Origin of the sequence: Ponticaulis profundi (assembly GCF_042659465.1) — a bacterium.
Taxonomy (GTDB): Bacteria; Pseudomonadota; Alphaproteobacteria; order Caulobacterales; family Hyphomonadaceae; genus Ponticaulis; species Ponticaulis profundi.
Map to the genome: position 1 here is coordinate 84899 of NZ_JBHSSW010000009.1, position 22814 is coordinate 107712.

The 22814-nt window shown below is 56.9% G+C and carries 18 protein-coding genes; 17 read left to right on the forward strand and 1 reads right to left on the reverse strand.

The genetic code is table 11. The features are described from left to right. Window positions 1-13: 13 nt before the first annotated feature. Window positions 14-1510 (forward strand): response regulator, encoded by a 1497-nt coding sequence (locus ACFQDM_RS07915; RefSeq protein WP_377377724.1) that lies wholly within the window; start codon window positions 14-16, stop codon window positions 1508-1510. Then, on the forward strand, window positions 1507-2949 hold the full coding sequence (locus ACFQDM_RS07920; RefSeq protein ID WP_377377727.1) for an AmpG family muropeptide MFS transporter: 1443 nt from the start codon (window positions 1507-1509) through the stop codon (window positions 2947-2949). The genes ACFQDM_RS07915 and ACFQDM_RS07920 overlap by 4 nt, the downstream gene beginning before the upstream one ends. A gap of 61 nt (window positions 2950-3010) precedes the next feature. Here the strand turns inward: ACFQDM_RS07920 and ACFQDM_RS07925 are convergent, their stop codons facing one another. Next, on the reverse strand, window positions 3011-5308 hold the full coding sequence (locus ACFQDM_RS07925; protein ID WP_377377728.1) for an NADP-dependent malic enzyme: 2298 nt from the start codon (window positions 5306-5308) through the stop codon (window positions 3011-3013). A gap of 134 nt (window positions 5309-5442) precedes the next feature. Here ACFQDM_RS07925 and mutS point away from each other — a divergent pair, with 134 nt between their 5' ends. From mutS to lnt, 15 genes are all read left to right on the forward strand, one after another. Next, entirely contained in the window at window positions 5443-8133 is a 2691-nt protein-coding gene (mutS, locus tag ACFQDM_RS07930; protein ID WP_377377730.1) for a DNA mismatch repair protein MutS, read from the forward strand. 43 nt (window positions 8134-8176) lie between these two features. Beyond that, on the forward strand, window positions 8177-11035 hold the full coding sequence (locus ACFQDM_RS07935) for a [protein-PII] uridylyltransferase (protein ID WP_377377733.1): 2859 nt from the start codon (window positions 8177-8179) through the stop codon (window positions 11033-11035). 30 nt (window positions 11036-11065) lie between these two features. After that, window positions 11066-12634, forward strand: coding sequence for a murein biosynthesis integral membrane protein MurJ (gene murJ / locus ACFQDM_RS07940; protein WP_377377736.1), 1569 nt, complete (start codon window positions 11066-11068; stop codon window positions 12632-12634). 9 nt (window positions 12635-12643) lie between these two features. Beyond that, a complete protein-coding gene (gene trpS / locus ACFQDM_RS07945) occupies window positions 12644-13678 on the forward strand; it encodes a tryptophan--tRNA ligase (protein WP_377377738.1) in 1035 nt (344 codons plus the stop codon). Between the two features lie 48 nt (window positions 13679-13726). Continuing rightward, complete coding sequence (locus ACFQDM_RS07950) at window positions 13727-14230, forward strand: copper chaperone PCu(A)C (protein ID WP_377377741.1); 504 nt, start codon at window positions 13727-13729, stop codon at window positions 14228-14230. Window positions 14231-14335: 105 nt separating this feature from the next. Continuing rightward, window positions 14336-14914 carry a NifU family protein gene (locus tag ACFQDM_RS07955; protein WP_377377744.1) on the forward strand — a complete coding sequence of 193 codons (579 nt, stop codon included), beginning with the start codon at window positions 14336-14338 and terminating at the stop codon, window positions 14912-14914. A 36-nt stretch (window positions 14915-14950) separates the two neighbouring features. After that, on the forward strand, window positions 14951-15553 hold the full coding sequence (locus ACFQDM_RS07960) for a malonic semialdehyde reductase (RefSeq protein WP_377377747.1): 603 nt from the start codon (window positions 14951-14953) through the stop codon (window positions 15551-15553). Between the two features lie 4 nt (window positions 15554-15557). After that, window positions 15558-16226, forward strand: a complete 669-nt coding sequence (tsaB, locus tag ACFQDM_RS07965; RefSeq protein ID WP_377377750.1) for a tRNA (adenosine(37)-N6)-threonylcarbamoyltransferase complex dimerization subunit type 1 TsaB — start codon at window positions 15558-15560, stop codon at window positions 16224-16226. After that, window positions 16210-16662 carry a GNAT family N-acetyltransferase gene (locus ACFQDM_RS07970; RefSeq protein WP_377377753.1) on the forward strand — a complete coding sequence of 151 codons (453 nt, stop codon included), beginning with the start codon at window positions 16210-16212 and terminating at the stop codon, window positions 16660-16662. The genes tsaB and ACFQDM_RS07970 overlap by 17 nt, the downstream gene beginning before the upstream one ends. 61 nt (window positions 16663-16723) lie before the next feature. Next, window positions 16724-17140, forward strand: coding sequence for a Fur family transcriptional regulator (locus ACFQDM_RS07975; RefSeq protein WP_377377755.1), 417 nt, complete (start codon window positions 16724-16726; stop codon window positions 17138-17140). A 232-nt stretch (window positions 17141-17372) separates the two neighbouring features. After that, a complete protein-coding gene (gene miaB / locus ACFQDM_RS07980; RefSeq protein WP_377377758.1) occupies window positions 17373-18737 on the forward strand; it encodes a tRNA (N6-isopentenyl adenosine(37)-C2)-methylthiotransferase MiaB in 1365 nt (454 codons plus the stop codon). 2 nt (window positions 18738-18739) lie between these two features. Then, window positions 18740-19741: a PhoH family protein gene (locus tag ACFQDM_RS07985; protein ID WP_377378376.1), complete on the forward strand. Its 1002-nt coding sequence runs from the start codon at window positions 18740-18742 to the stop codon at window positions 19739-19741. Then, window positions 19731-20216 carry an rRNA maturation RNase YbeY gene (gene ybeY, locus ACFQDM_RS07990; RefSeq protein ID WP_377377761.1) on the forward strand — a complete coding sequence of 162 codons (486 nt, stop codon included), beginning with the start codon at window positions 19731-19733 and terminating at the stop codon, window positions 20214-20216. Before ACFQDM_RS07985 ends, ybeY begins: the two co-directional genes overlap by 11 nt. Window positions 20217-20377: 161 nt before the next feature. Then, window positions 20378-21067 carry a hemolysin family protein gene (locus ACFQDM_RS07995; protein WP_377377764.1) on the forward strand — a complete coding sequence of 230 codons (690 nt, stop codon included), beginning with the start codon at window positions 20378-20380 and terminating at the stop codon, window positions 21065-21067. Window positions 21068-21133: 66 nt separating this feature from the next. Beyond that, window positions 21134-22780, forward strand: a complete 1647-nt coding sequence (gene lnt, locus ACFQDM_RS08000) for an apolipoprotein N-acyltransferase (protein ID WP_377377767.1) — start codon at window positions 21134-21136, stop codon at window positions 22778-22780. The last annotated feature ends 34 nt before the right edge of the window (window positions 22781-22814 follow it).

Consider the following 22814-nt stretch of genomic DNA (forward strand, 5'->3'; position numbering starts at 1 on the left):
CTTTTCTGCGACCATGTCAGATGCATCGCAGTCTTCAGAAACGAATAAAGGCATTGAACAGAGGTTTCTCGCCTCTGTCAGCCATGAAATCCGAACGCCGCTGAATGGCATTCTGGGCATGGCGTCTCTGCTGGCCGAAACCGAGCTCACGGCTGCGCAAAGCGATTATGTGACGGCGATCCGCCAGAGCGGCGCGCGCCTGCTCGACCTGCTGAACAACGTGCTCGACTATGCCCGCATGGACGCGGCTGGCATCGAACTGGAACCCAGCGCGGTTAATCTCGTCAAACTGTCTCAGGACGTTATAGAACTGCTCAGCCCCCGCGCTCATGAACGCGGCCTCGATCTCTGTATTCGCGCGGCTGACGATTTGCCTGAGGTTTGCATGCTGGATGATGGCCGCATGCGCCAGATCCTGTTCAACCTGGTTGGCAATGCCATCAAGTTCACAGAGACGGGCGGCGTTCTTCTGGATCTGGCGACGCATGAAGACGGCCTGTTGATCCGGGTCTATGACTCCGGCCCCGGCCTCAGCACGGCAGATCAGGAGAAACTGTTCAAGGCCTTCTCGCAGACAGACACCAGCCATCGCGGCAAGGATGGCGGCGTTGGACTGGGCCTGACCATTGTTCGCCGACTGCTGAGCGCCATGAGTGGTGATATCCGCGTCATCAGCGAACCGGGATATGGCGCCTGTTTTGAGATCCGCATTCCAACGCAGCTGGAGCGAACGCCCGCGACAGCCAAGGACAAATCGGTTTCACCCGGATTGAAAATCGGCCTGCAGGGCCTGTCGGCACCGCTTCAGATTTCGCTCGCCTCCATGCTTTTGCAGGGTGGCCATAACGCCTTCATAGATGCGGACCCAGCCTGCATGGACCTGCTGATCGTGGATGCGAGCTGCGCGCCGAGCGAAATTCGCAAGCTTTCAGAGGCCGCGCCTGTGATCACCCTGATCCGGCCGGAAGACCGGGCACATATTGAACAGCTCAGAGCGCTTGGCACTTCGGCCTATCTGATGCGTCCCATCCGGCGCAGCTCTCTGTTTGAGCAATTGCATGCGCAGAAAAATCAGATCGTCACGCAGGACATGTCACATGCTGACGAGGCGATTGAACCGCCGCGACATGGCCGCGTCCTCATCGCCGATGACAATGCCGTCAATGCGCTGCTGGCAACCCGAACCCTTGAAAAAGCCGGTTATACCTGTCTTTCGGCGGCTACGGGCGCCGAAGCGGTCGAAGCCATTGAACTGTCAGATTTTGATATTGTGCTGATGGATTTGCGCATGCCCGTCATGGATGGTTTTGAGGCCATGCGCCGCGTCCGTGCCCTGACAACTGAAAAAAACAGTCTTCCCATCATTGCGATTTCTGCCGAAATCAATCCAGATGTCGAACGAGAAGCGAAAGCAGCCGGCGCAAACGCCGTCGCGGCCAAACCCCTGGACCCGCACACCCTTCGCAGCATCGTCGAACGATGGATAGACAGGCAGAAAGCTGAGGCATGACGGGAACGACCACCAAAAGCGCCTTTATCGACAATATCCGCACCTATATGAAACCCAAAATGCTGGCCATGCTGGCGCTTGGGTTCGCGTCCGGCTTGCCGCTGATGATGGTGTTTCAGAAGCTGTCCTTCTGGCTTCGTGAGGTTGGCATTGATAAATCCACCATCACATTCATGTACTGGATTACGATCGCGTACACGCTGAAATGGCTGTGGTCGCCGGTCGTCGACCGCGTCACGCTGCCTTTCCTTGGAAAAGCCATGGGGCAGCGGCGCTCCTGGATGATGGTCGCCATTACGGGCACAGTCATCGGTCTGATGACAATTGGTCAGTCAGACCCGACCAGCGCCCTGTGGGTGACACTCCTTGGTGCTTTTATTCTGGCTTATTCAGGCGCGACGCTCGATATCTCGATTGATGCCTGGCGGATTGAGATTGGTGAAACATCCGAACAGGGCCATCTGGCCGCGATTTATCAGCTCGGATACCGGTTCGCGATCATGTTCTCCGGCGTGGGGCTGGCAATCGCCGAATATTATCCATGGTCGGTGTCATTCGGGATCATGGCAGCCGCCATGGCGCTGACCGCTATTGTTGTGATCTTCTTTATCTCCGAACCCCATCATGCCGCGCGTATCCAGCGCGAGCCAAAGGCCTTTCACAAGGCCGTCGCAGACGGGATTATTGAACCCTTCAGCCAGCTCATCAAGCGTCTCGGGCTCTGGATTCTGCCCGTTGCTGCGCTGGTCGCGCTCTATCGGCTTCCGGACTTCACAATGGGGGTCATGGCGAGCCCGCTCTATGCTGACCTCGGATATTCCAAGGTGGTCGTTGGCGGATTTCAGAGCGGCGTTGGCCCCTGGCTATTGATCGCAGGCGCCTTTCTAGGCGGCCTGTGTGTCGCCTGGGTGGGGACAATCCGAACCCTTCTCATCGGCGCACCGCTAACCCTCTTCACCACAGCAGCCTATGCAGGTCTGGCACTTCTGGGCACGCCGGATATGGCAGATGCCATTCGAGATGCGAATGGGGGTGAGCTTGTCGGTGTCGAACCACCGCCGAACATATACCTCATTCTTGCAATCGGGGCCGATAACATTGCCGGCGGCTTTGTCGGCACGGCTTTTATTGCATATCTGTCTAATCTGACGGATCCGAAGAACGCCGCGACGCAATATGCGTGTCTGAGTTCGCTCTACGCATTTTTCTGTAAATTCATTGCCGGTTTTTCAGGGAGCATTGCGAACATGATTGGCTATTCCGGCCTGTTCCTGCTTTCCGCTTCTTACGCCATTCCCGCTGCGCTCCTGATTGCCTTCATCATCTGGTACGGAACGAAGGCTGCAAAAGGCGAAACGAAATTCGATCAGGAAGCCCCCGACCCGCTGATCGATAGCGAACCAGCGAGCCAACCTCCGGCCCGCCCCTCTTCAACCTGATAAGCACAAAAAAGCCCGCCAATGGCGGGCTTTTTCAATTCGTTTGTTGCGATGACCTGACCTAGCTGGCCTTCATGGCTTCGTGCGCATCCGGCTGGTTCACATCATAAGCCGCGATGGTCGCAAGGTTCACAATGTCAGACACCGTCGCGCCGAGCGAACAGATCTGGATGGATTCTTTCAGACCCATCAGCATCGGACCCAGCACGGTCGCTCCACCAATGCTACCCATCAGAGATGTTGAGATAGATGCTGCGTGAATGGCTGGCATGACCAGCACGTTTGCCGGGCCTGTCAGGCGCATGAACGGATAAGAGCGACGCGCCATCGGATTGAGCGCCACGCCCGCCTGCATTTCACCTTCAAATTCGAAGTCGATATCATCGCGGGCATCCAGCATCGCCACAGCATCACGCACTTTTTCAGCGCGCTCGCCCAGCGGGCTGCCAAATGTCGAGTAAGACAGGAAGGCAACGCGCGGCGTTGCACCAAGACGGCGTGCAGCCTGTGCCGCCTCAACGGCGATATCAGCAAGCTGACCGGCATCCGGCAACTCGGTCACGTTCGTGTCGGCAATAAAGAGCGTCTGGCCTTTGGAAATGACAACCGACATACCCATGACCGGCTCACCTTCAGCAGCATCAATCACGAGACGCACATCTGAAAGGGCAGATTCGTAAGAGCGTGTCACACCGGTCACCATGCCATCTGCATCACCGAGAGCGACCATGCACGAGCCGAAGACGTTCCGGTCATTGTTCACCAGACGCTGAACGTCGCGCTGGAGGTAGCCTTTGCGCTTCAGGCGCTCATAGAGATAGTCGAAATAGTCTGGATTGCGGTCTGACAGAGCCGCATTGACGATCTCGAGGGAATCTTCCGGCACACCCACCTGACGCATGGTGCGCTTCACGCGCTCTTCGCGACCGATGAGGATGGCCTTGCCGAGTTCCTGAGACTGGAATGCGAAGGCAGCGCGAATGACAGAAGCCTCTTCGCCCTCTGCAAAGACGATCCGCTTTGGATCTTCGCTGCGAACCGCGCCCTGAATGCGCTGCAGGAAGCTGGCCGACGGGTCGAGACGGCGTGCCAGCTCTTCCTTATAGCCTTCCATGTCTTCAATCGGCTTGCGCGCAACGCCGGTATCCATCGCAGCCTGCGCAACGAATGGCGGCACATAAGAGATGAGACGCGGGTCGAACGGAACCGGGATGATGTAATCCGGACCAAAGGTCGGGCGCGCGCCGTGATAGGCAGCCGCAACCTCATCCGGAACGTCTTCCTGAGCCAGTTTTGCGAGCGCACGCGCCGCAGCAACTTTCATTTCCTCGTTGATTGTCCGGGCGCGAACGTCGAGTGCACCGCGGAAAATATAAGGGAAACCAAGGACGTTGTTGACCTGGTTCGGATAGTCGGAACGACCGGTCGCAATGATCGCATCGCCGCGAACTTCGCGAATTTCTTCCGGACGGATTTCCGGATCCGGGTTCGCCATGACGAACACAATCGGGTTCGCATTCATCGACTTGATCATCTCTTTCGAGACGGCGCCTTTGACCGACAGACCAAGCAGGCAGTCCGCGCCTTCAATCGCATCGGCCAGCGTGCGCTTGTCTGTTGGTACCGCAAAAGCCGACTTGAACTGATCCATACCGTCTTCGCGGCCTTCATAGATTACACCCTGACGGTCACACATCAGAATGTTCTCTTTTCTCACGCCCAGATGATTGATCAGGCCGGCGCAGGACAGACCGGCAGCACCAGCACCGGAAATGGCGACCTTCACGTCTTCCATCTTGCGGCCAGTGATTTTACAGGCGTTCAGCAGGCCAGCTGCGGCGATGATCGCCGTACCGTGCTGGTCATCGTGGAAAACCGGAATATCGAGTTCTTCGCGCAGGCGGCTTTCAATGATGAAACATTCCGGAGACTTGATGTCCTCCAGATTGATGCCACCGAAGCTCGGGCCGATATTGCGCACCGTGGTGATGAACTCTTCGATTTCCTTCGTCGTCACCTCAACGTCGATGGAATCGACGTCTGCAAAGCGTTTGAAGAGAACCGACTTACCTTCCATGACCGGCTTGGACGCCATCGGGCCAAGGTCACCAAGGCCGAGGATCGCCGTACCGTTCGAGATCACAGCGACCATATTGCCTTTTGACGTGTAGTCATAAGCAAGGTCTTCATCTTCGGCGATGGCGAGTACAGGGACCGCAACACCCGGAGAATAAGCCAGCGAGAGGTCGCGTTGTGTGGCCATTGGCTTTGTTGCGATGACGGAGAGCTTTCCCGGTGTCGGATATTTGTGGAAAGCTAAAGCTTCTTCATCGGTGAAAGCTGGACGATCTGTACTCATTGGATAGCGTTCCCCTATAACGCGGCAGGCATACTCACACTAGCGTAGAGCGGCAGCGTTCGTGTAACAACTCAAAACACCAAATTTTAAGCGACTTACGCCTTGTCCGGTATCTTATTCCTGTCAACTAAAACATGACTGACACATCAGCCAAATCAGCTACGCCTTTTATGGCGCAATATCTCCAGATCAAGGCGCAACATCCTGATGCGCTCCTTTTCTTTCGCATGGGCGACTTCTACGAGCTTTTTTTCGAAGATGCGATACACGCGGCAGATGTGCTGGACATAACCCTCACGCATCGCGGTCAACATCAGGGTGAAAAGATCCCGATGGCGGGCGTGCCGCACCATTCTGCCGAACCCTATCTGGCGCGCCTGATCCGGGCTGGACACCGTGTTGCCGTCTGCGAACAGACCGAAACACCGGCAGAAGCGAAGAAGCGAGGCTATAAGGCGATCGTCAATCGCGAGGTCGTCCGGATCGTGACACCGGGCACGCTGACCGAGGATACCCTGCTCGACGCGCGCGCTGAAAACCTGCTGGCGGCGGTCCTTCATGACCCCGCATCCGGTGAGATCGCCCTCGCCTTTGCCGATATTTCGACCGGCCGCTTCAGTGTTGTGAGTGATCGCCTTGCGCGCCTGTCATCGCTGATCGCAAGCTTTCAGCCGAAAGAGATTGTCTATCTGCAGGGCGCAGATGGGGAGAGCGACATCCTTGCGCAGCTCAAGCCCATGTCCGCGCCGCTAACGCCGCATGTGACACGCCAGGCTAGCCCACAGGGCGGTCGTGACTCGCTGAAGGGCGCCTTTCACCTGTCATCCGTTGAGGGGCTGGGACAATTCACGTCGCTCGAATTTGGCGTGATGGGGCTTTTGCTCAGCTATATCGAGCTGACACAGGCCGGAATTCCGCCGGAGCTGGATTTCCCGCGTCGTGAATCGCTTTCCGGCAATCTGATTGTCGACGAAACCACGCGCCACGCGCTGGAAATCGAGCGCACCCAGGCAGGAAGCCGCAAAGGATCACTGCTCGATGCCATCGACTGCACCCGCACGGCCAGTGGCGCGCGTCTGCTGAATGAGCAGCTTTCCCGTCCCCTGACAGACGTGGCGCGGATTAATATGCGCCTCGACGCCATTCAGACACTGATGGAGTTCGACCATCAGCGCGATGATATCCGGTCTGCCTTATCGGCCATGCCGGATCTTGATCGCGCCCGCGCACGACTTCGCCTGAACCGTGCCAGTCCGCGCGATCTGCAGGCCATTGCCCGCGGCATTGGGGTGAGCCAGACCATTCTGCCGGAACTGGACGATCCCGGCCTGCAAGGCGCTGCCCTGGTCTCAGATATTCACGCCGCCATTGATCAGGCAATTTCAAACGGGCTTGGTCCATTGCAGGGTCATCTGAGCAGCATGCTGGTCGATGAGCCGCCCCTTCTGGCCAATGACGGCGGGATGATCCGCAGCGGTGCCAGCGAGGAGCTCGACCGCCTGCGCACACTCCGTGATGACAGCAAGAAAATCATCGCAGCCATGGAGCAGCGATATCAGGCTGACACCGGCATTTCGCAGCTGAAGATCAAATTCAACAATATGCTCGGTTATTATGTCGAGATCCCGGCGCGCTTTGTTGACGACCTGGAGAAAGGTGAACAGGCCAGCCTCTTCCACCGCCGTCAGGGCCTTGCCAACGCCACGCGATATACATCTGACGAACTTGTCGAGATTGCGCGCGAGATTGAAGGCGCAACGAGCGAATCCAAACTGCTGGAACTTCGTCTGTTCGAAGCTCTGATCCATGCGGTGCTCGAGCATTCCGAAGGTCTGCGCGACCTGACCCACGCCATATCTGCCCTTGATGTTGCCTGCGCAGGCGCCCACTGGGCCATCAACAATGAGGCCTGCCGACCGGAACTTTTCGCCGACAAGCGCCTCGAGGTTGAAGCCGGACGCCACCCGGTGGTCGAAGCTGCCCTTCGAAAGGAAGGACATGGTTTTGTCAGCAATCATGTCAGCCTGGGCGATGAAAGCGGAAAAGACCCGCGCCTGCAGGTCATTACCGGCCCCAACATGGCGGGTAAATCGACCTTTCTGCGCCAGACAGCCCTTCTGGTCATTCTTGCTCAGTCAGGCTGGTTCGTACCGGCCCGCCGGATGAGTCTGGGCATTGTTGATCGCGTCTTTTCCCGCGTTGGCGCATCAGACGATCTGGCGCGTGGCAAATCCACATTCATGGTGGAGATGCTGGAAACCGCGAGCATTCTCAATCAGGCGAGTGATCGCGCCCTGGTCATTCTCGATGAAGTTGGTCGTGGCACGTCTACCTATGATGGCCTGGCGATTGCCTGGTCCTGCGTCGAATATCTGCATGACGTGATCCGCTGTCGCGGCCTGTTCGCGACGCACTATCATGAGCTCACCCAGCTCGCCGCACGCTTGCCCTTTGCCGGCAATCTTTCACTCAAGGCCCGCGAATGGCGAGGTGACCTGATTTTCCTGCATGAAATTCAGGAAGGTCCGGCCGATAAATCCTATGGTGTGCAGGTCGCAAGACTGGCCGGACTGCCAAAAGCGGCGGTCCTGCGCGCAAAACGGGTTCTGGACGAACTGGAAGCGGACAAGAGCGACCATACGGTCACCGACGACATGCCACTTTTCAGCTTTTCAGAAGACGAAGCGGGTGCCGGCCCGGCCCCTGAAAAGGCGGACAAGCCAACCAGCGCTCCGGCGGTGGATCTGCTCAGCGAAATCGAACCGGACGAGTTAAGTCCTAAAGAAGCGCTCGACCTTATTTACCAACTGAAAGGGCTGGTTTGAGAGAAGAGGTGACGCTCAACCACAAAGTCGGTATCAATGCGCCATGACTGATCTAGCTCCTGCGACCTCCGAAGATCCCACGTCCAAGCCCGCAAAGCGTGCGAAGCTGAAACCCTGGAACATCGAATCCGTCATGGATACGCGAAAGCTCCGGGTTCAGCTGCAGGCTGCCGCGATGGATCACATGCAGGACCAGAAGGCGATGCGCAGCCGCGCCATGGATCTGATGCATGGCGCCCTGTTCCGAGGTCGCATGATTGCACAGGAGCGCCTGAATGAAGGCGCTGACGGTCTGGATACCGCGCGCCTGCTCGCTGCGGTTCAGAATGAAGTCATTTCCACCCTGTTCGATTTCACGACGAATTACGTTTTTGGCGAGCGCAATCTCACATCCGGTGAGCGTCTCGCCGTGCTCGCGGTGGGCGGCTATGGCCGCAATGTGCTGGCGCCTTCTTCCGATATCGACCTGCTTTTCCTGCGCAATTACAAGGAAACGCCATGGGCGGAGAGCGTCATTGAGTACATGCTCTATATGCTCTGGGATATGGGCCTGAAAGTCGGCCATGCCTTCCGTACTGTGGACGAATGCATTCGCCTCGCCAAAGAAGACCTGAACACCGAGACAGCCCTGCTGGACGCGCGCTATCTGGCCGGTGATGAAAGCATCGCGAAAAACCTGTTCGATCGGTATCATTCAGATCTGGTGCAGGGGCGCGCCTCTCAATTCATCGCAGCCAAGCTGAACGAGCGTGATAAACGCCATAAAAAACAGGGCGACACCCGCTATGTCGTGGAGCCGAATGTCAAGGAAGGCAAAGGCGGTCTGCGTGATCTCCAGACCCTGTTCTGGCTGGTCCGTCACACCTATGGCGGCGATACGCTGGAAGATATTCTGTCTCACCGGGAGGTCTTCACCGAAGAAGAAGCCCGCATTTTCCGCAAGGCTGGCATGTTCCTCTGGGCTGTGCGTTGCCACATCCACTATCTGACTGGACGCCCGGAAGAACGGCTCAGCTTCGATCTTCAGCCGGAAATCGCCAAGCGCATGGGCTTTGAAGACGAAGGCTCACGTCTGGGCGTTGAACGCTTCATGAAGCAATACTTCCTGGAAACAAAAGCCGTCGGTGCCCTGACCCGCATCCTCTGTGCCAAGCTTGAAGCCGATCAGCAAAAGTCCAAGGCTGGCGGACTGCTCGACTTTTTCGGCCTGAAAAACGAGCTTAGAATTGATCAGCCGGGCTTCAAGGTCGTCTCCGGGCGTCTTTCAATCGAGGATCAGGCTTTCTTCTTTCTGAACCCGGTCGAAATGCTGCGCCTGTTCGTTCTGGCCGAAAAGCACCAGATCGACATTCACCCCTACGCACTGTCTGCGGTCACCCGGTCGCGCAGCTATTTCTCGTCCAAGCATCGCGAATCCCCGGAAGCCCGCGAGATGTTCCTGCATCTGCTGCTGGATACAAAAGATCCAGGACCGGTTCTGCGCATGATGAATGAAGCCGATCTTCTGGGACAGATGGTGCCGGAATTCGGTGAAATCGTCTCACAGACCCAGTTCAACATGTATCATCACTTCACCGTGGATGAGCACACCCTGCAGGCTGTCGAAGCGATTGCCGAAATGGAACGCGGCGACAAATGCGATATTTTCCCGCTTGGCTGCGAGCTGTTCCCGCAAATCAAACACAAACGCGCGCTATACCTCGCCATGCTGCTTCACGACACCGGCAAGGGTCTTGGCGATCAGCAGGTCGAAGGCGCAATCACCGCCAAACGCGCATCCAGACGCCTCGGCCTGGATGAAGCCGAAGCAGATCTGATTGCCTGGCTCGTCGGCAACCATCTGGAGATGTCTGACTGCGCACAAAAGCGCGATATTTCCGATCCGCGTACGATTTCCCAGTTTGCTGAACGTGTTGGCACACTCGAACGCCTGCAATTGTTGCTCATTCTGACCGTTGCCGATATCCGCGCTGTCGGGCCAGATGTCTGGAATGGCTGGAAGGGCCAGCTGCTGCGAGAGCTTTACACGGCGACAGCCGCTGCGCTGGAAAGCGATCACGTCAAAGAGCAGGAAGTCGCCGTCGATCTTGACCAACGGGCTGCGGAAACACGCAACGCGCTGGTCGCACGCAAGGGCGATCTGCCGCCACGCCTGCAACAAATGGATTCAGCTTACTGGACCTCTCAGCCAGACGTTCAGCTGGACTGGCATGTCGATGAACTTCGCGACGCACAGGGCGAAATGGTCGTGACCTGCCGTGTCAGTCCTGATTCCGGTGCCGTTGAGCTCTTCATTGCCGCGAAGGACCGCGAAAAGCTGTTTGCCGATATCGTTGGCGCCATCACGGATGAAGGCGCCACAATCGCAACCGCGCAGATCTTCACCGGTAAAGCGGGCGGGGTTATCGACCTCTTCGTGCTTCAGGATGATGAAGGCCGCGCATTTGCCTTTGGTGAAAAATCACGGCTCGACCGCCTGTCTGCCAAAGTCGCAGACGCCATCGAAAAGGGACATGTGCCGACCAAACTCGCAAAACCGTTCCGCGCCGGTCGCGAAGCGGTGTTTGTGGTCGATCCGGACATCATTTTCGACAATCAGGGCTCTGCAGATTACACCATTCTGGAGATCACCGGCAAAGAGCGACCTGGCCTGCTGTTCGATATTGCGAATGCGATTGCAAAACGCGACATCCGTCTGAATTCGGCCCATGCCGGAGCATATGGCGAACGTATTCATGACACTTTTTACGTGCAGTCACACGACGGCACGAAACTGACGGATGGCGACCTGACCGAAAGCCTCGCGACGGATCTTCTCGAGATTCTGAGCCGGGATTCCGATCTCGCACCAAGAACGCCAGCCAGAGTGCTTGCGCAGGCGCGGTCTGCGGAAAGTTTCTAAGCCTTCGGGTCTTGGGGGAGACAAGTCTAGGTGAGCCTGATCAGAAACACGCTCGTGCAATCGAGTCTGACCCTTGTCAGCCGGGCACTGGGCTTCCTTCGCGATGTTCTGCTGGCGGCGCGCATTGGTGCTGGTCCCATTGGCGATGCCTGGGCGACGGCTCTGATGTTTCCCAATCTGTTTCGCCGGATCTTCGCCGAGGGGGCATTCGCCTCCGCCTTTGTTCCGACCTATGCACGGACGCTGGAGGCCGAAGGCGAAGAAGCGGCGGCCAAAGTCGCAAGCGAGGCCATGCGTGTCCTGTTTGCGATCACCGCTGGTCTGACCATTCTGGCGCAGCTTGCCATGCCCTGGCTCCTGCTGCTTGTGCATGGCGGCCAGGCCGATGACCGGGAAAACTTCGAACTCGCCATCCTTCTGACGCGGATCACCATGCCGTATCTGACCTGCATGTCGATTGCAGCGCTCTTATCGGGTGTTCTGAACTCAGCGGGTCGATTTCTTCTGTCAGCGGCCGCTCCGACCCTTCTCAATATCTGCCTGATCGCATCGGCATTTGTCAGCGTCTCACCGGTTGTTACGGCGCAGGCGGCATCCGTCGCAACACTGATTGCCGGCTTGCTGCAAATGCTGCTGCTTGCCTGGGGTGTGCGACGTCAGAAGGTCAATCTGTCTCTCATCGGCTGGCCCCGCATAACGCCGGGCGTCAGGCGCGTCTTTGCCCTCGCAATTCCCGGCACGATCGCGGCGAGCGGCACCCAGATCAACATCATTGTCAGCCAGTCCCTCGCCAGTTTTGAAGTCGGCGCCAAATCCTGGCTCTATTATGCTGACCGGCTCTATCAATTGCCGCTGGGTCTGGTCGGCGTTGCGGTGGGTGTCGCCATTTTGCCCGCCTTGTCACGCGCCGCCCGCGCGGCAGACATAGATCGAAGCCGCGCCACCATGGATGAAGGGATCGGTCTTGCGCTCGCCCTCACCTTCCCTGCCGCAGCCGCCCTGCTGGCAGCCCCGGTCTTCCTGATCGAAGGCTTTTTCGCGCGCGGCGCCTTTGAACTGATCGATGCCGAGTATTCAGCGCTGGCCCTTTTCCATTATGCTTGGGGCGTGCCGGCCTTTGTGCTGATCAAGGTGTTTGCGCCAGCCTATTTTGCGCATGAAGACACCAAGACGCCGATGGCCTATGCGCTGACATCTGTGGCGATCAATACGGTGCTCGGCGCCGGGCTCTTCTTCTGGCTGTCCTCAGTCGGTCGTCCAGGCTTTCCCGGCCTTGCCATCGCCACCAGTGTCGCTGCCTGGGTGAATGCCATCCTGCTGTTTGGCGGGATGCTCCGAAAAGGCTGGTATCGTCCGGGTGCAAAATTGCTCTCGCGCCTTTTGCGAAGCCTGATTGCGAGCGGCCTTATGGCAGGTGCCCTGCTCTTTCTGCTGCAGCATGTCGATACGATCCGCGCCATCACGATCGACAGCCGGATTTTTGTCACCATGCTCGTCATTTTGCTCGGCATGGCCATCTATGCTGTCGCCGCCATTTTGACCGGGGCAATTCGTCTCGGCGAAATTAAGGGACTAGTCCGACGGCGCGCGGTCGAGTAGAGGATCGCCATGACACAAGAAACTGCATCCTATAGCGGCCCGGAACGGGTCTTTTCTGGCATTCAGCCAACAGGAAACCTGCACCTTGGCAATTATCTTGGCGCTCTGATCAAGTTCGTTGCCCTGCAGGAAAGCCATGATTGTGTGTTTAGTGTGGTCGACCTGCACGCCATCACCATGCCTCAGGAACCGGGCGCTCTGATCAATCAGACCCGCCAGATCGCCGCCGCCTTTCTGGCCGCCGGAATCGATCCTGACAAATCCGTGGTGTTTGCGCAGTCTTCCGTCCGCGCCCACACAGAACTGACATGGTATTTCAACTGTGTGGCACGCATGGGCTGGCTGGAACGCATGACGCAGTTCAAGGAAAAGGCTGGCAAGGACAAGGAACGCGCCAGCGTTGGCCTGTTCGATTATCCTGTGCTCCAGGCGGCAGACATTCTCGCCTATAAGGCAACGCACGTGCCTGTCGGTGAAGACCAGAAGCAGCATCTGGAACTCTCTCGCGATATCGCTGAGCGCTTTAACCGCGAATATGACCGTCCCGGCTTCTTCCCGCAGCCAGAACCCCTGATTCAGGGACCGGGCGCACGCATTATGAGCCTGAAAGACGGTTCGAAGAAAATGTCGAAGTCTGACCCGTCTGATCTTTCGCGGATCAATCTGACAGACGATGCCGACACCATGGCGCGCAAGATCAAAAAGGCAAAAACCGATCCGGAACCTTTGCCGGAAACGCTGGACGAGCTGAAAACGCGCCCCGAAGCCGAGAATCTTGTTGGCATTTATGCGGCGCTGTCCGGTGAAACCAGCGAGGCTGTGCTTGCGCGATTTGCAGGGCAGGGCTTTGGCGTCTTCAAACCGGCTTTGTCGGAAGTCGTCGTGGAAAGCCTCGCGCCCGTCACGCAGAAATACAATGAGTGGCTGGCAGCCCCCGGTGACATTGACGCGGTACTCGCCAAGGGCGCGGAACGCGCCACGGCGATCGCAGAACCGGTCATGGAAGAAGTCCGCGACATTATCGGGTTTTGGAAAGCCGGATAAGTCGTTAGCCTGCCAGAGGCACCAAACCAGAGAAGAAAGGGCATACACATGTATCGTAGCCTGATGACGGGAATGGCGCTTCTGGCGCTCGCAGCATGTGGCGGGGAAAGCCCGCCGCCAACAGGCGCCGCAACAACGACGCCTGCAGAAACAAGCGCCACCAACAGCGACATGGCCAGCGCCTTCGCGATTGAGGATGCCTATATCCGCATGCCGCTTGCCGGCAGCGACAAAACCGCAGCGTATTTCACCCTCACATCCTCTGCTGATACGATGGCATTCCTCATTGATGCATCGACACCAGCCGCTGAAACCGCCGAACTGCATACGCACACTCATGAAAATGGCATGATGGCGATGCGCAAAGCCGATCTGTTCGAGATCCCGGCAAATGGCGTGCTGGAACTGCGCCCTATGGGCAATCACCTCATGCTCTTTGGCGTTGATTCCACATTGGCGGATGGCGACCTTGTGTCCCTGACGCTCGTGATCAGCGTAGACGGCGAACCGGTGGTCAAAACCATTGACGTGCCGGTCAAACCACTCGGCTAGTCCTTTGGATGCCTGATACATCAGGATCGGAATATCCGAGCCAGATGGTCAGGCATTGATTTTCCGGCCTTTGCGCGCCATGTGACGACTCAAGGAGCCACACACATGTTTATTCAGACCGAAGCGACACCCAATCCGGAAACCCTGAAATTTCTTCCGGGCCAGACGGTTCTGGAAGCCGGGACACGCGATTATGCCGGCGAGAGCGAGGCAACCGACTCGCTGCTGGCACGCAATCTGTTTCAGGTGAACGGCGTCGCACGCGTTTTTCTTGGCGCGGACTTCATTTCCATCACCAAATCCGGCGATGCGGACTGGAAACACGTCAAACCCATGACGCTCGCAGCGATCATGGACCATTACACAGCAGGTCTGCCGGTGCTGGACGCTGGCATGACTGCCGGAGCGTCGTCCCTCGGAGACGAAATCGTCTATGAAGGCGATGCTGCCGAAATCGTTGAAGAGATCAAAGAGCTGATCGAAACACGCGTTCGTCCGGCCGTTGCGCAGGACGGCGGCGATATTGTTTTTGATCGTTTCGATCCCGAAACGGGTCTCGTCACCCTGCATATGCGCGGGGCCTGTGCGGGCTGCCCATCCTCAACGATGACGCTGAAGCAGGGCATTGAGAACATGCTCCGCCACTATGTTCCGGAAGTTACAGGCGTCGAAGCTGCGCTTTAGGCGTCGCGAAGCCGAAAAGAAAAAGGATAGCGGGCCATGGCGCCACCTCTGTCTGAGATCGCTCAGGATCAGATTTTCCGCAAAGCCCGCTCCCACAATGCCTGGCGCGCCGAGGACATTCCGGACACGCTGATCCGGCAGACCTATGATCTGGCGAAATTCGGCCCGACCAGCGCGAATACGAGCCCGGCGCGATTTGTCTTCATTCATTCAGCTGAGGCGAAGGAACGTCTTCTGCCACTGGTTTCGGAAACCAATCGCGAGAAGACAAAAGCCGCCCCCTGGACGGTGATCATCGCGCATGATCTCAATTTTCCGGAAAAAATCCCGGAGCTCTTTCCCCACAATCCCGGCGCAAAAGACTGGTTCAAGGACCCGATGCTGCGCGCGGAAACAGCCTTTCGGAATGGAACGCTGCAAGGCGCCTACTTCATGATGGCCGCGCGCATGATGGGACTCGATTGCGGGCCCATGTCCGGCTTTGATCGCGCGGGTGTCGATAAGGAATTTTTCCTCGACACACCGGAAACCGAGTTATGGACGACAAATTTCCTCTGTAATCTTGGCTTTGGTGACGAAACCGGCCTGTTCGAGCGCTCGCCAAGACTGGATTTCGAGACAGCTTGTCAGATACTCTGATCACATGATCTGTCTTGCCATTCATACAGCCGGCGCAAGCTGCGATGTTGCCATTCTGCGCGGCGACGCCTGCATTGGCGCGGCAAGTCAGCCCATGAAACGCGGCCATGATCAGGCTTTGCCGGTCCTCACGCAGGCGGTGCTCAAGGAAGCGGGCATGTCTGTGACGGATCTGGACCGCATCGCCGTTTGCACAGGACCCGGCAGCTTTACCGGCATACGCGTCGGCGTCGCCTTTGCCAGAGGTCTGGCGCTCGCCAATGACTTGCAGGCCGTCGGCGTCACCAGCCTTGAAGCGCTAGCCGCACAATCCGGCACCCGGCCCGCAATTGCCGTCATCCCGGCAAAACAACGCCTTCCGGACCTAACCTTCTGGGTGCAGGGCTTTGCAATGGATGATTTTCCGGTGCCGGAAGAAGTCGGCCTTGATCAGCTGCAATCATTCGCAGAAGAAAACCCGGCTTTTGCTTTCCTCTGCGAGGCCGCAAAAGCCGACCATACACGCAGCCACCTGACCATGGTTTCAGACTGGATTGAGGTTTCGACCGGGGCCGAGGCCGTTGCCCGCTACGCCATCGCTCTGCCAAACGGCACGCTACCCAACGCCAAACCGGTCTATGCCCGCGAGCCGGATGCTATTCCAGCCAAAAAGATCAATGTTTCAGGTCAGTAATCTAAACCGCGAAGACGCGGAAGCCATCGCTGATATTCATGCGATGAGCCTTGAAGAAGCCTGGTCGGCAGATGCCATCCGGGCGACGATTGATCAGGACGCATCGATCTGTCTGGGCATACAGACCGGTGATGTCTGGTCCGCGTTTCTGATCCTGCTGCCTGCTGTGGACGATGTGGAGCTGGCAACCATCGCGGTTCATCCCGATGCGCGCGGGCAAGGCATGGCGCGGTTTCTGATGATGGAGGCCATGGCCCATGCAAGGCAGGCTGGCTTTCAACGCATGCTGCTGGAGGTCGCTGCTGACAATGACGCCGCGATTTCGCTTTACCAGTCTCTTGGTTTTGGTGTGGACGGCACGCGCCCTGGCTATTATTCACGGAAACATGCAGCGCGCGTCGACGCTCGACTGATGTCGATAAATTTATGCGTGTAACGGTTCTGGACCTTTCGGCCGGTTCGTTCCATAAACTGAGTCAATTGCTAGGGTTATCATCATGAGCCGGATTGAAAAACTTTGCCAGGAACATGGTCTGCGTCTGACCGAGCAACGCCGCGTGATTGCACGCGTGTTGTCGGATGCCGATGATCACCCGGATGCAGAGGAACTGCACCGCCGGGCCGCCGCCATTGACCGCAATATTTCGCTCGCAACCGTGTATCGCACGGTCAAGCTTTTCGAAGAATCCGGCATTATTGAGCGCCATGATTTTCGCGACGGACGCTCACGCTTTGAAGAAGCTTCCGATGATCACCACGACCATCTGATCGACGTTCGCTCCGGTGATGTCATCGAATTCGTGAACGAAGAGATTGAGCGCCTACAGGTTGAGATTGCCCGCAAGCTTGGTTACCGGCTGGTGGATCACCGCCTCGAGCTTTATGGCGTCCCGCTCGCAGACGATGAGAAGTAAATCAGCGATCTGATTTTCCTTTCCACAACGTCCTGGCCGTACGCCATCTGCAGCGTCGACTCTTCACAATTGTAAAAATCGGTTGCGCGACACCCCCTCCTTATAGGATATGGGGCGTCTCATGCTGTCGGCCATCACGGTTTGGCTGACGCGAAGACCATATGAGCCAGTTGCCCCCGACAATGCGCAGCGGCTCTAGCTCAATTTCCGATTTTCAGGCATAAGCCCGCTCATGACCCATACGACCCAGAAACGCCTATTTATCAAAACATATGGCTGCCAGATGAACGTCTATGACTCCGAACGGATGAAAGATGTGCTGGCGCCGCTTGGCTATACGAGCGTTGATGCACCCGATGATGCGGATCTGGTCCTTCTGAACACGTGCCACATTCGCGAAAAAGCCACGGAGAAGGTCTTCTCCGAGCTGGGTCAGCTCAAGCGCATGAAACAATCATCCGGCGGGAAAATGCTGATCGGCGTGACCGGATGTGTCGCTCAGGCCGAAGGCGAAGAAATCATGCGTCGCCAGCCCGCTGTGGATCTCGTTCTGGGCCCGCAGGCCTATCACAAGCTTCCGGAAATGATCGCGCGCGTGCACCGCGCCGCGAAAGAGCGTCTGGAAACCGAATTTGAAGTCGAAGAAAAATTCGATGCCCTGCCATCCGATCGTCAGGCAGATGGCCCAACAGCGTTTCTGTCTGTTCAGGAAGGTTGCGACAAGTTCTGTTCGTTCTGCGTCGTACCTTATACACGCGGCGCAGAGTTCTCTCGCCCGGTCGACGCGATCGTTGCCGAAGCCCGATCACTCATTCGTCAGGGCGTACGCGAGATCAATCTGCTTGGACAGAATGTGAATGCCTTTCACGGTCCTGCGCCGGTGCTCGAAGGCGGTGACGACTGGAATCTTGCTCAGCTCATCCGTCATCTGGCAAAGATTGATGGTCTGGAACGCATCCGGTTCACCACGTCTCACCCGCGCGACATGGATGATGATCTGATTGCAGCCTTTGGTGACACGCCGAAGCTGATGCCATATCTGCACCTGCCGGTGCAGGCCGGTTCGGACAATATTCTGAAAGCCATGAACCGCGGCCACACAGCCGAGCACTATATCGATATCATCGATCGTATCCGCGCTGTTCGTCCGGATATCGCGATCACGTCCGATTTCATTGTCGGTTTTCCAGGTGAAAGCGATGCGGATTTCGAAGACACAATGAAAATTGTGGAACGGATTGATTATGCCGCGGCTTATTCCTTCAAATATTCCCGACGTCCGGGCACGCCAGCGGCAGATATGTTCGCGCAGGTTCCCGAAGAGGTGAAAGACGAACGGCTTCAACGCCTGCAGGCGCTCATCCGGGAACAGCAGACCGCGTTCAATCAGAGCCAGGTCGGAAAAGTGCTTCCGGTTCTTGTGACAGGAAAAGCGCGTAATGAGGGTCAAATGGCGGGACGCACACCCTATCTACAAGCGACCCACTTTGAATGCGACGAAGACCTGACCGGTCAGATCGTGAATGTACGCATCGAAAAAGCGACGCTGAACTCGGTCGGCGGACAGCTTGCCGATGTTCCGGAGACAGTTATTTGAGTCTGAGACCTCAATCCCCACAATCCCCTGTAAGCCGCATTTTTGCGGTGAATGACGCTGACCTGCTGCATACGATTTGTGGTCCACATCACAAGAATCTCGAGCGGCTTGAACAACGCTTTGAAGATTATGCTCTGCGGGCAGACAGCCAGGGCGGCAACATCATGCTGTTTGGCGCGGCGCAAGGCGTATCTCTCGCAGAAGCTGCGCTGTCGGCTTACATGTCCCGTCTACAATCAGGCACAGAACCAAGCGATCTGGAATTTGATGGCGCAATCAATCGCGCGTTGGCCGTCAGTCACCCGGCAGCAGGTCCGATCAAAGGCCTGAAAACGCAGATTCAGGCGCAGACGGCAGGTCAAAATGCATATCTGGGCGCATTGCGCGATGAACGAAATGGCCTGGTTTTCGGCGTTGGCCCAGCCGGAACGGGTAAAACCTTTCTGGCCGTTGCCATCGGCGCATCCGAGCTGGTGACCGGCAAGCGCGAACGTCTGATCGTTGCGCGCCCTGCTGTTGAAGCTGGCGAGAAGCTCGGCTTCCTGCCAGGTGATCTGGAAGAGAAGGTTGATCCCTATATGCTGCCGATCTGGGATTCCATGCGGGAACTCTTCGGCCAGGATCAGCTGGAACGACGCCGCCTGCGCGGCGAAATCGAAGTCGCACCCCTCGCTTTCATGCGTGGCCGGACCCTGAAGAATGCTTTTGTCATCATTGATGAGGCCCAGAACGCCAGCATTCCCCAGATGAAAATGGTGCTGACCCGCCTTGGCCGGAATTCACGCATGGTCGTCACGGGTGACCCGAGCCAGGTCGACTTGCCGACAAAGCAGCCATCCGGGCTTGCTCATGCCCTGAACATTCTGCGTTCTGTTCCGGGCGTCGCTCAAATGCGTCTGACCGGGTCCGATGTTGTTCGCCACGATCTCGTTGCGCGGATCATCGATGCTTATGATCGCCATGAAAACGCACCCCGAGAGGATGGCCTTGGCGATGGCGGATGAGCTAATCGCGGATATTCGGATCGCTGACCCGGCGTGGGAAAGCTGGCAGAATGATCTCGATGCATTCGTTTCGAACGTGCTGACAACCGCCAGCGGCGAGACAGGGCAGGGCGGTCAGATTGACTTGCTTCTGACCGGAGATGACGAAATCCATGAGCTGAACCGGCAATGGCGGGACAAGGACAAACCGACAGATGTCCTGTCCTTCCCGTCCGATGAATTTGCCGAACCAGGTTTTCTCGGCGACATCGCCATCAGCATGGGCGTGATGACCCGCGACGCGGAAAAGATGAAAAAAGACCCGAAGGACCATTTTTCTCACCTTCTGGTTCACGGATATCTTCATCTTTTGGGTTATGATCACCAAGTGGACGACGAGGCCGACGAAATGGAAGGTCTTGAAGTCAGAATTCTTGCCGAGCTTGGGATTTCCAATCCATACTTTCTCGGCAGCGATACAGGAAAGGTTTCATAGCGGTGGATACGTCCGACGCCTCATCGGGGCAGAGTTTATTCCAGAGAATATCTTCTGCATTCAACAAAGGCGCCAACCCGACGTCAGACTCAGAAAACTCTGAACTGACTGCCACACCGTCTCCAGCTGAAATCCGGCTGCGGATCAACGAATTCGAACGCATGCGTGTCGAGGACGTGATGATCCCTCGCGCTGAGATTATCGCGATTGATGAGGAAACCGATCTGCCTGGCCTGACCCGCCTGTTCGCAGAAACAACGCACTCGCGTCTGCCGATTTATCGCGAGACGCTCGATGATCCGGTCGGTCTTGTCCATATCAAGGACCTCGTCACCGTGCTGGCCGCTCAGGCCAATGGCGAAGAAACCAATGTCGAGCGCCCGCTGACAGGCATGCGCCGGGATCTCCTTTATGTTCCGCCGAGTATGCGCCTGCCGGACCTGCTTTTGAAAATGCAGTCGACCCGTATGCATCTGGCGCTCGTCGTCGATGAATATGGTGGCACGGATGGTCTCGTTTCGCTCGAAGACCTCGTCGAGCAGATTGTCGGTGAGATTGAAGACGAACACGACGAGGAAGTCCCTTACATCACCGCGCGCGGGCGGGGCATCTGGGATGTCGATGCACGCGCCGAGATTCCGGACTTCACCGAAGAATCCGGCTTCGACATGTCACTGCCGGAATATGAAGACGAAATTGACACCCTCGGCGGTGTCGTCTTCGCGATTGTCGGCCGAATCCCGCAACGCGGTGAGATCGTTCGTCATCCAAATGGCGTCGATATGGAAATTCTGGAGGCTGACACGCGGCGAATAAAACGCATTCGCTTACGCTGTCCTGTTGATAGTTAATGCGTCTTCGGCGATGCAGGGTAATATCAGTTTTTTCTCACTCTGATCTGAACCCGGATTTGCCTCTTGCCAAAGACAGACAGCCTCACAATCGGCGCTCTTCATAATGCGATCGCCCGCCTTTCACCGTTGCGGGCCTCCATGCTCGCCCTTGTTTGCGGGGTTCTGACGCTCTTTGCCTTCGCCCCGTTCCAGGTCTGGCCTGTCTATGTGCTCGCCATCACCCTGCTTGTCTGGCTGATCGATGGCGCCCGAATTCAGAAGAAATGGCGCAAAGCCGCTTTTGCACGCGGCTGGTTCTTCGGTGTGGGCTTCACACTGGCCAGCATGCACTGGCTGGCATCTCCCTTCCTCGTCGAGCCGGAAAAGCACATCTATTTCATCTGGATGCCGCTCATCCTTATGCCAGCCGGTCTCGGCCTGTTTTTCGGACTGGCAAGTTTTCTCGCCGCGCATGTCTGGAGCCGGAAGCCGGCCCGGATTTTTGCGCTGGTCGTCGCTCTTTCTCTGACAGAATGGCTGAGAGGTCATCTGTTTGGCGGCTTTCCGTGGAATCTGCCCGGTACGATCTGGGCGCCTGGCTCGGCCATTTCCCAGCTTGCGTCCGTCGTCGGCGTATGGGGCCTGTCCGTTCTCACACTCTTTCTGGCCACTGCGCCCGCCGCACTGGCTGATTTCCGGCGCGAGAATTTTGTCACAGGACGCGTTCTGCCGATTTTTGCTGCAGCCATCTTTTTCAGTCTCAGCTGGGGCTGGGGATCAGCACGTCTGACCACCCCCATGGGCGATGATGTGGTTGCCATGCGCCTGGTTGATGTCGGCGTGCCCCAGACGGACAAGTACCCTCAGGACCCGACCGCCCAGATGGAAGCTGCCCGCGATATTCTGATCACCTATCTCGATGCCATGGGTGACGATTTTCCGGATGAACCCCGTATTGTCGTCTGGCCGGAGGCGGCTGTTCCCATCACTTTGCTCCAGGATCCCAATGCCCTGGACGCCGTTTCAGCCCGTTTGGGTGAAAGAATACTGATCACCGGAACGCCGAGAATCGACCGATATGCAGGTCAAACCCCCAATTGGTATAATAGTCTTGCAGTATTGACGAAGAATAGTCGCTTGCGTGGAGCCTATGCAATTTACGACAAATCGCGTCTTGTGCCGTTTGGCGAGCTTGCTGCGGCTGATTTCATACCTTTTGGACATTCTATCAGTGGTATACTTCCAGGCGCACTTCAGCGCATGGCAACGGCCGGATACACCCCTGGTACACCTGCTCAGCCGATCGAACTTCCGAACGGTGAAAAGATACTGCCTCTGATTTGCTATGAAGCGCTATTTCCACAACTGGTTATAAAAAATTCTTCCGAGGCCGATTTTCTTATCAACATTTCTATCGATAGTTGGTTTGGCGGCGCGATTGGACCCGATCAACATTTCGCTCAGGCGAGCTTTCGGGCCATAGAATCCGGAAAACCGCTGGTACGGGTGGCCAATCTTGGCAAATCCGGACTGGTCGATGCGTTTGGTCGCGAAGCACCAGCAGCGGTATTAAATTTTGAAAATGATCGCTGGCCGGTTACCGTTTTAGATATCTCTGCGCGCAAAACAGAGTTAACAACTACCTATAGTCGTTTTTCTAATTCATTAGCTGTGTTCATTTTACTTATATTTTCGTTCATTTGCGCTATATTTGGTCGACAAAGTCGTTGACACGATTTTAAAAAAAATTGCAAAGAGACGCACT

What these genes read in the sequence shown, in the direction of transcription:
- ACFQDM_RS07915 (WP_377377724.1), top strand. Translation starts at nt 14, where the DNA reads ATGTCAGATGCATCGCAGTCTTCAGAAACGAATAAAGGCATTGAACAG.
- ybeY (WP_377377761.1), top strand. Translation starts at nt 19,731, where the DNA reads ATGGCGGATGAGCTAATCGCGGATATTCGGATCGCTGACCCGGCGTGG.
- miaB (WP_377377758.1), top strand. Translation starts at nt 17,373, where the DNA reads ATGACCCATACGACCCAGAAACGCCTATTTATCAAAACATATGGCTGC.
- ACFQDM_RS07935 (WP_377377733.1), top strand. Translation starts at nt 8,177, where the DNA reads ATGACTGATCTAGCTCCTGCGACCTCCGAAGATCCCACGTCCAAGCCC.
- mutS (WP_377377730.1), top strand. Translation starts at nt 5,443, where the DNA reads ATGACTGACACATCAGCCAAATCAGCTACGCCTTTTATGGCGCAATAT.
- tsaB (WP_377377750.1), top strand. Translation starts at nt 15,558, where the DNA reads ATGATCTGTCTTGCCATTCATACAGCCGGCGCAAGCTGCGATGTTGCC.
- ACFQDM_RS07925 (WP_377377728.1), bottom strand. Translation starts at nt 5,308, where the DNA reads ATGAGTACAGATCGTCCAGCTTTCACCGATGAAGAAGCTTTAGCTTTC.
- ACFQDM_RS07955 (WP_377377744.1), top strand. Translation starts at nt 14,336, where the DNA reads ATGTTTATTCAGACCGAAGCGACACCCAATCCGGAAACCCTGAAATTT.
- ACFQDM_RS07950 (WP_377377741.1), top strand. Translation starts at nt 13,727, where the DNA reads ATGTATCGTAGCCTGATGACGGGAATGGCGCTTCTGGCGCTCGCAGCA.
- ACFQDM_RS07995 (WP_377377764.1), top strand. Translation starts at nt 20,378, where the DNA reads ATGCGTGTCGAGGACGTGATGATCCCTCGCGCTGAGATTATCGCGATT.
- ACFQDM_RS07970 (WP_377377753.1), top strand. Translation starts at nt 16,210, where the DNA reads ATGTTTCAGGTCAGTAATCTAAACCGCGAAGACGCGGAAGCCATCGCT.
- ACFQDM_RS07920 (WP_377377727.1), top strand. Translation starts at nt 1,507, where the DNA reads ATGACGGGAACGACCACCAAAAGCGCCTTTATCGACAATATCCGCACC.
- trpS (WP_377377738.1), top strand. Translation starts at nt 12,644, where the DNA reads ATGACACAAGAAACTGCATCCTATAGCGGCCCGGAACGGGTCTTTTCT.
- ACFQDM_RS07975 (WP_377377755.1), top strand. Translation starts at nt 16,724, where the DNA reads ATGAGCCGGATTGAAAAACTTTGCCAGGAACATGGTCTGCGTCTGACC.
- ACFQDM_RS07960 (WP_377377747.1), top strand. Translation starts at nt 14,951, where the DNA reads ATGGCGCCACCTCTGTCTGAGATCGCTCAGGATCAGATTTTCCGCAAA.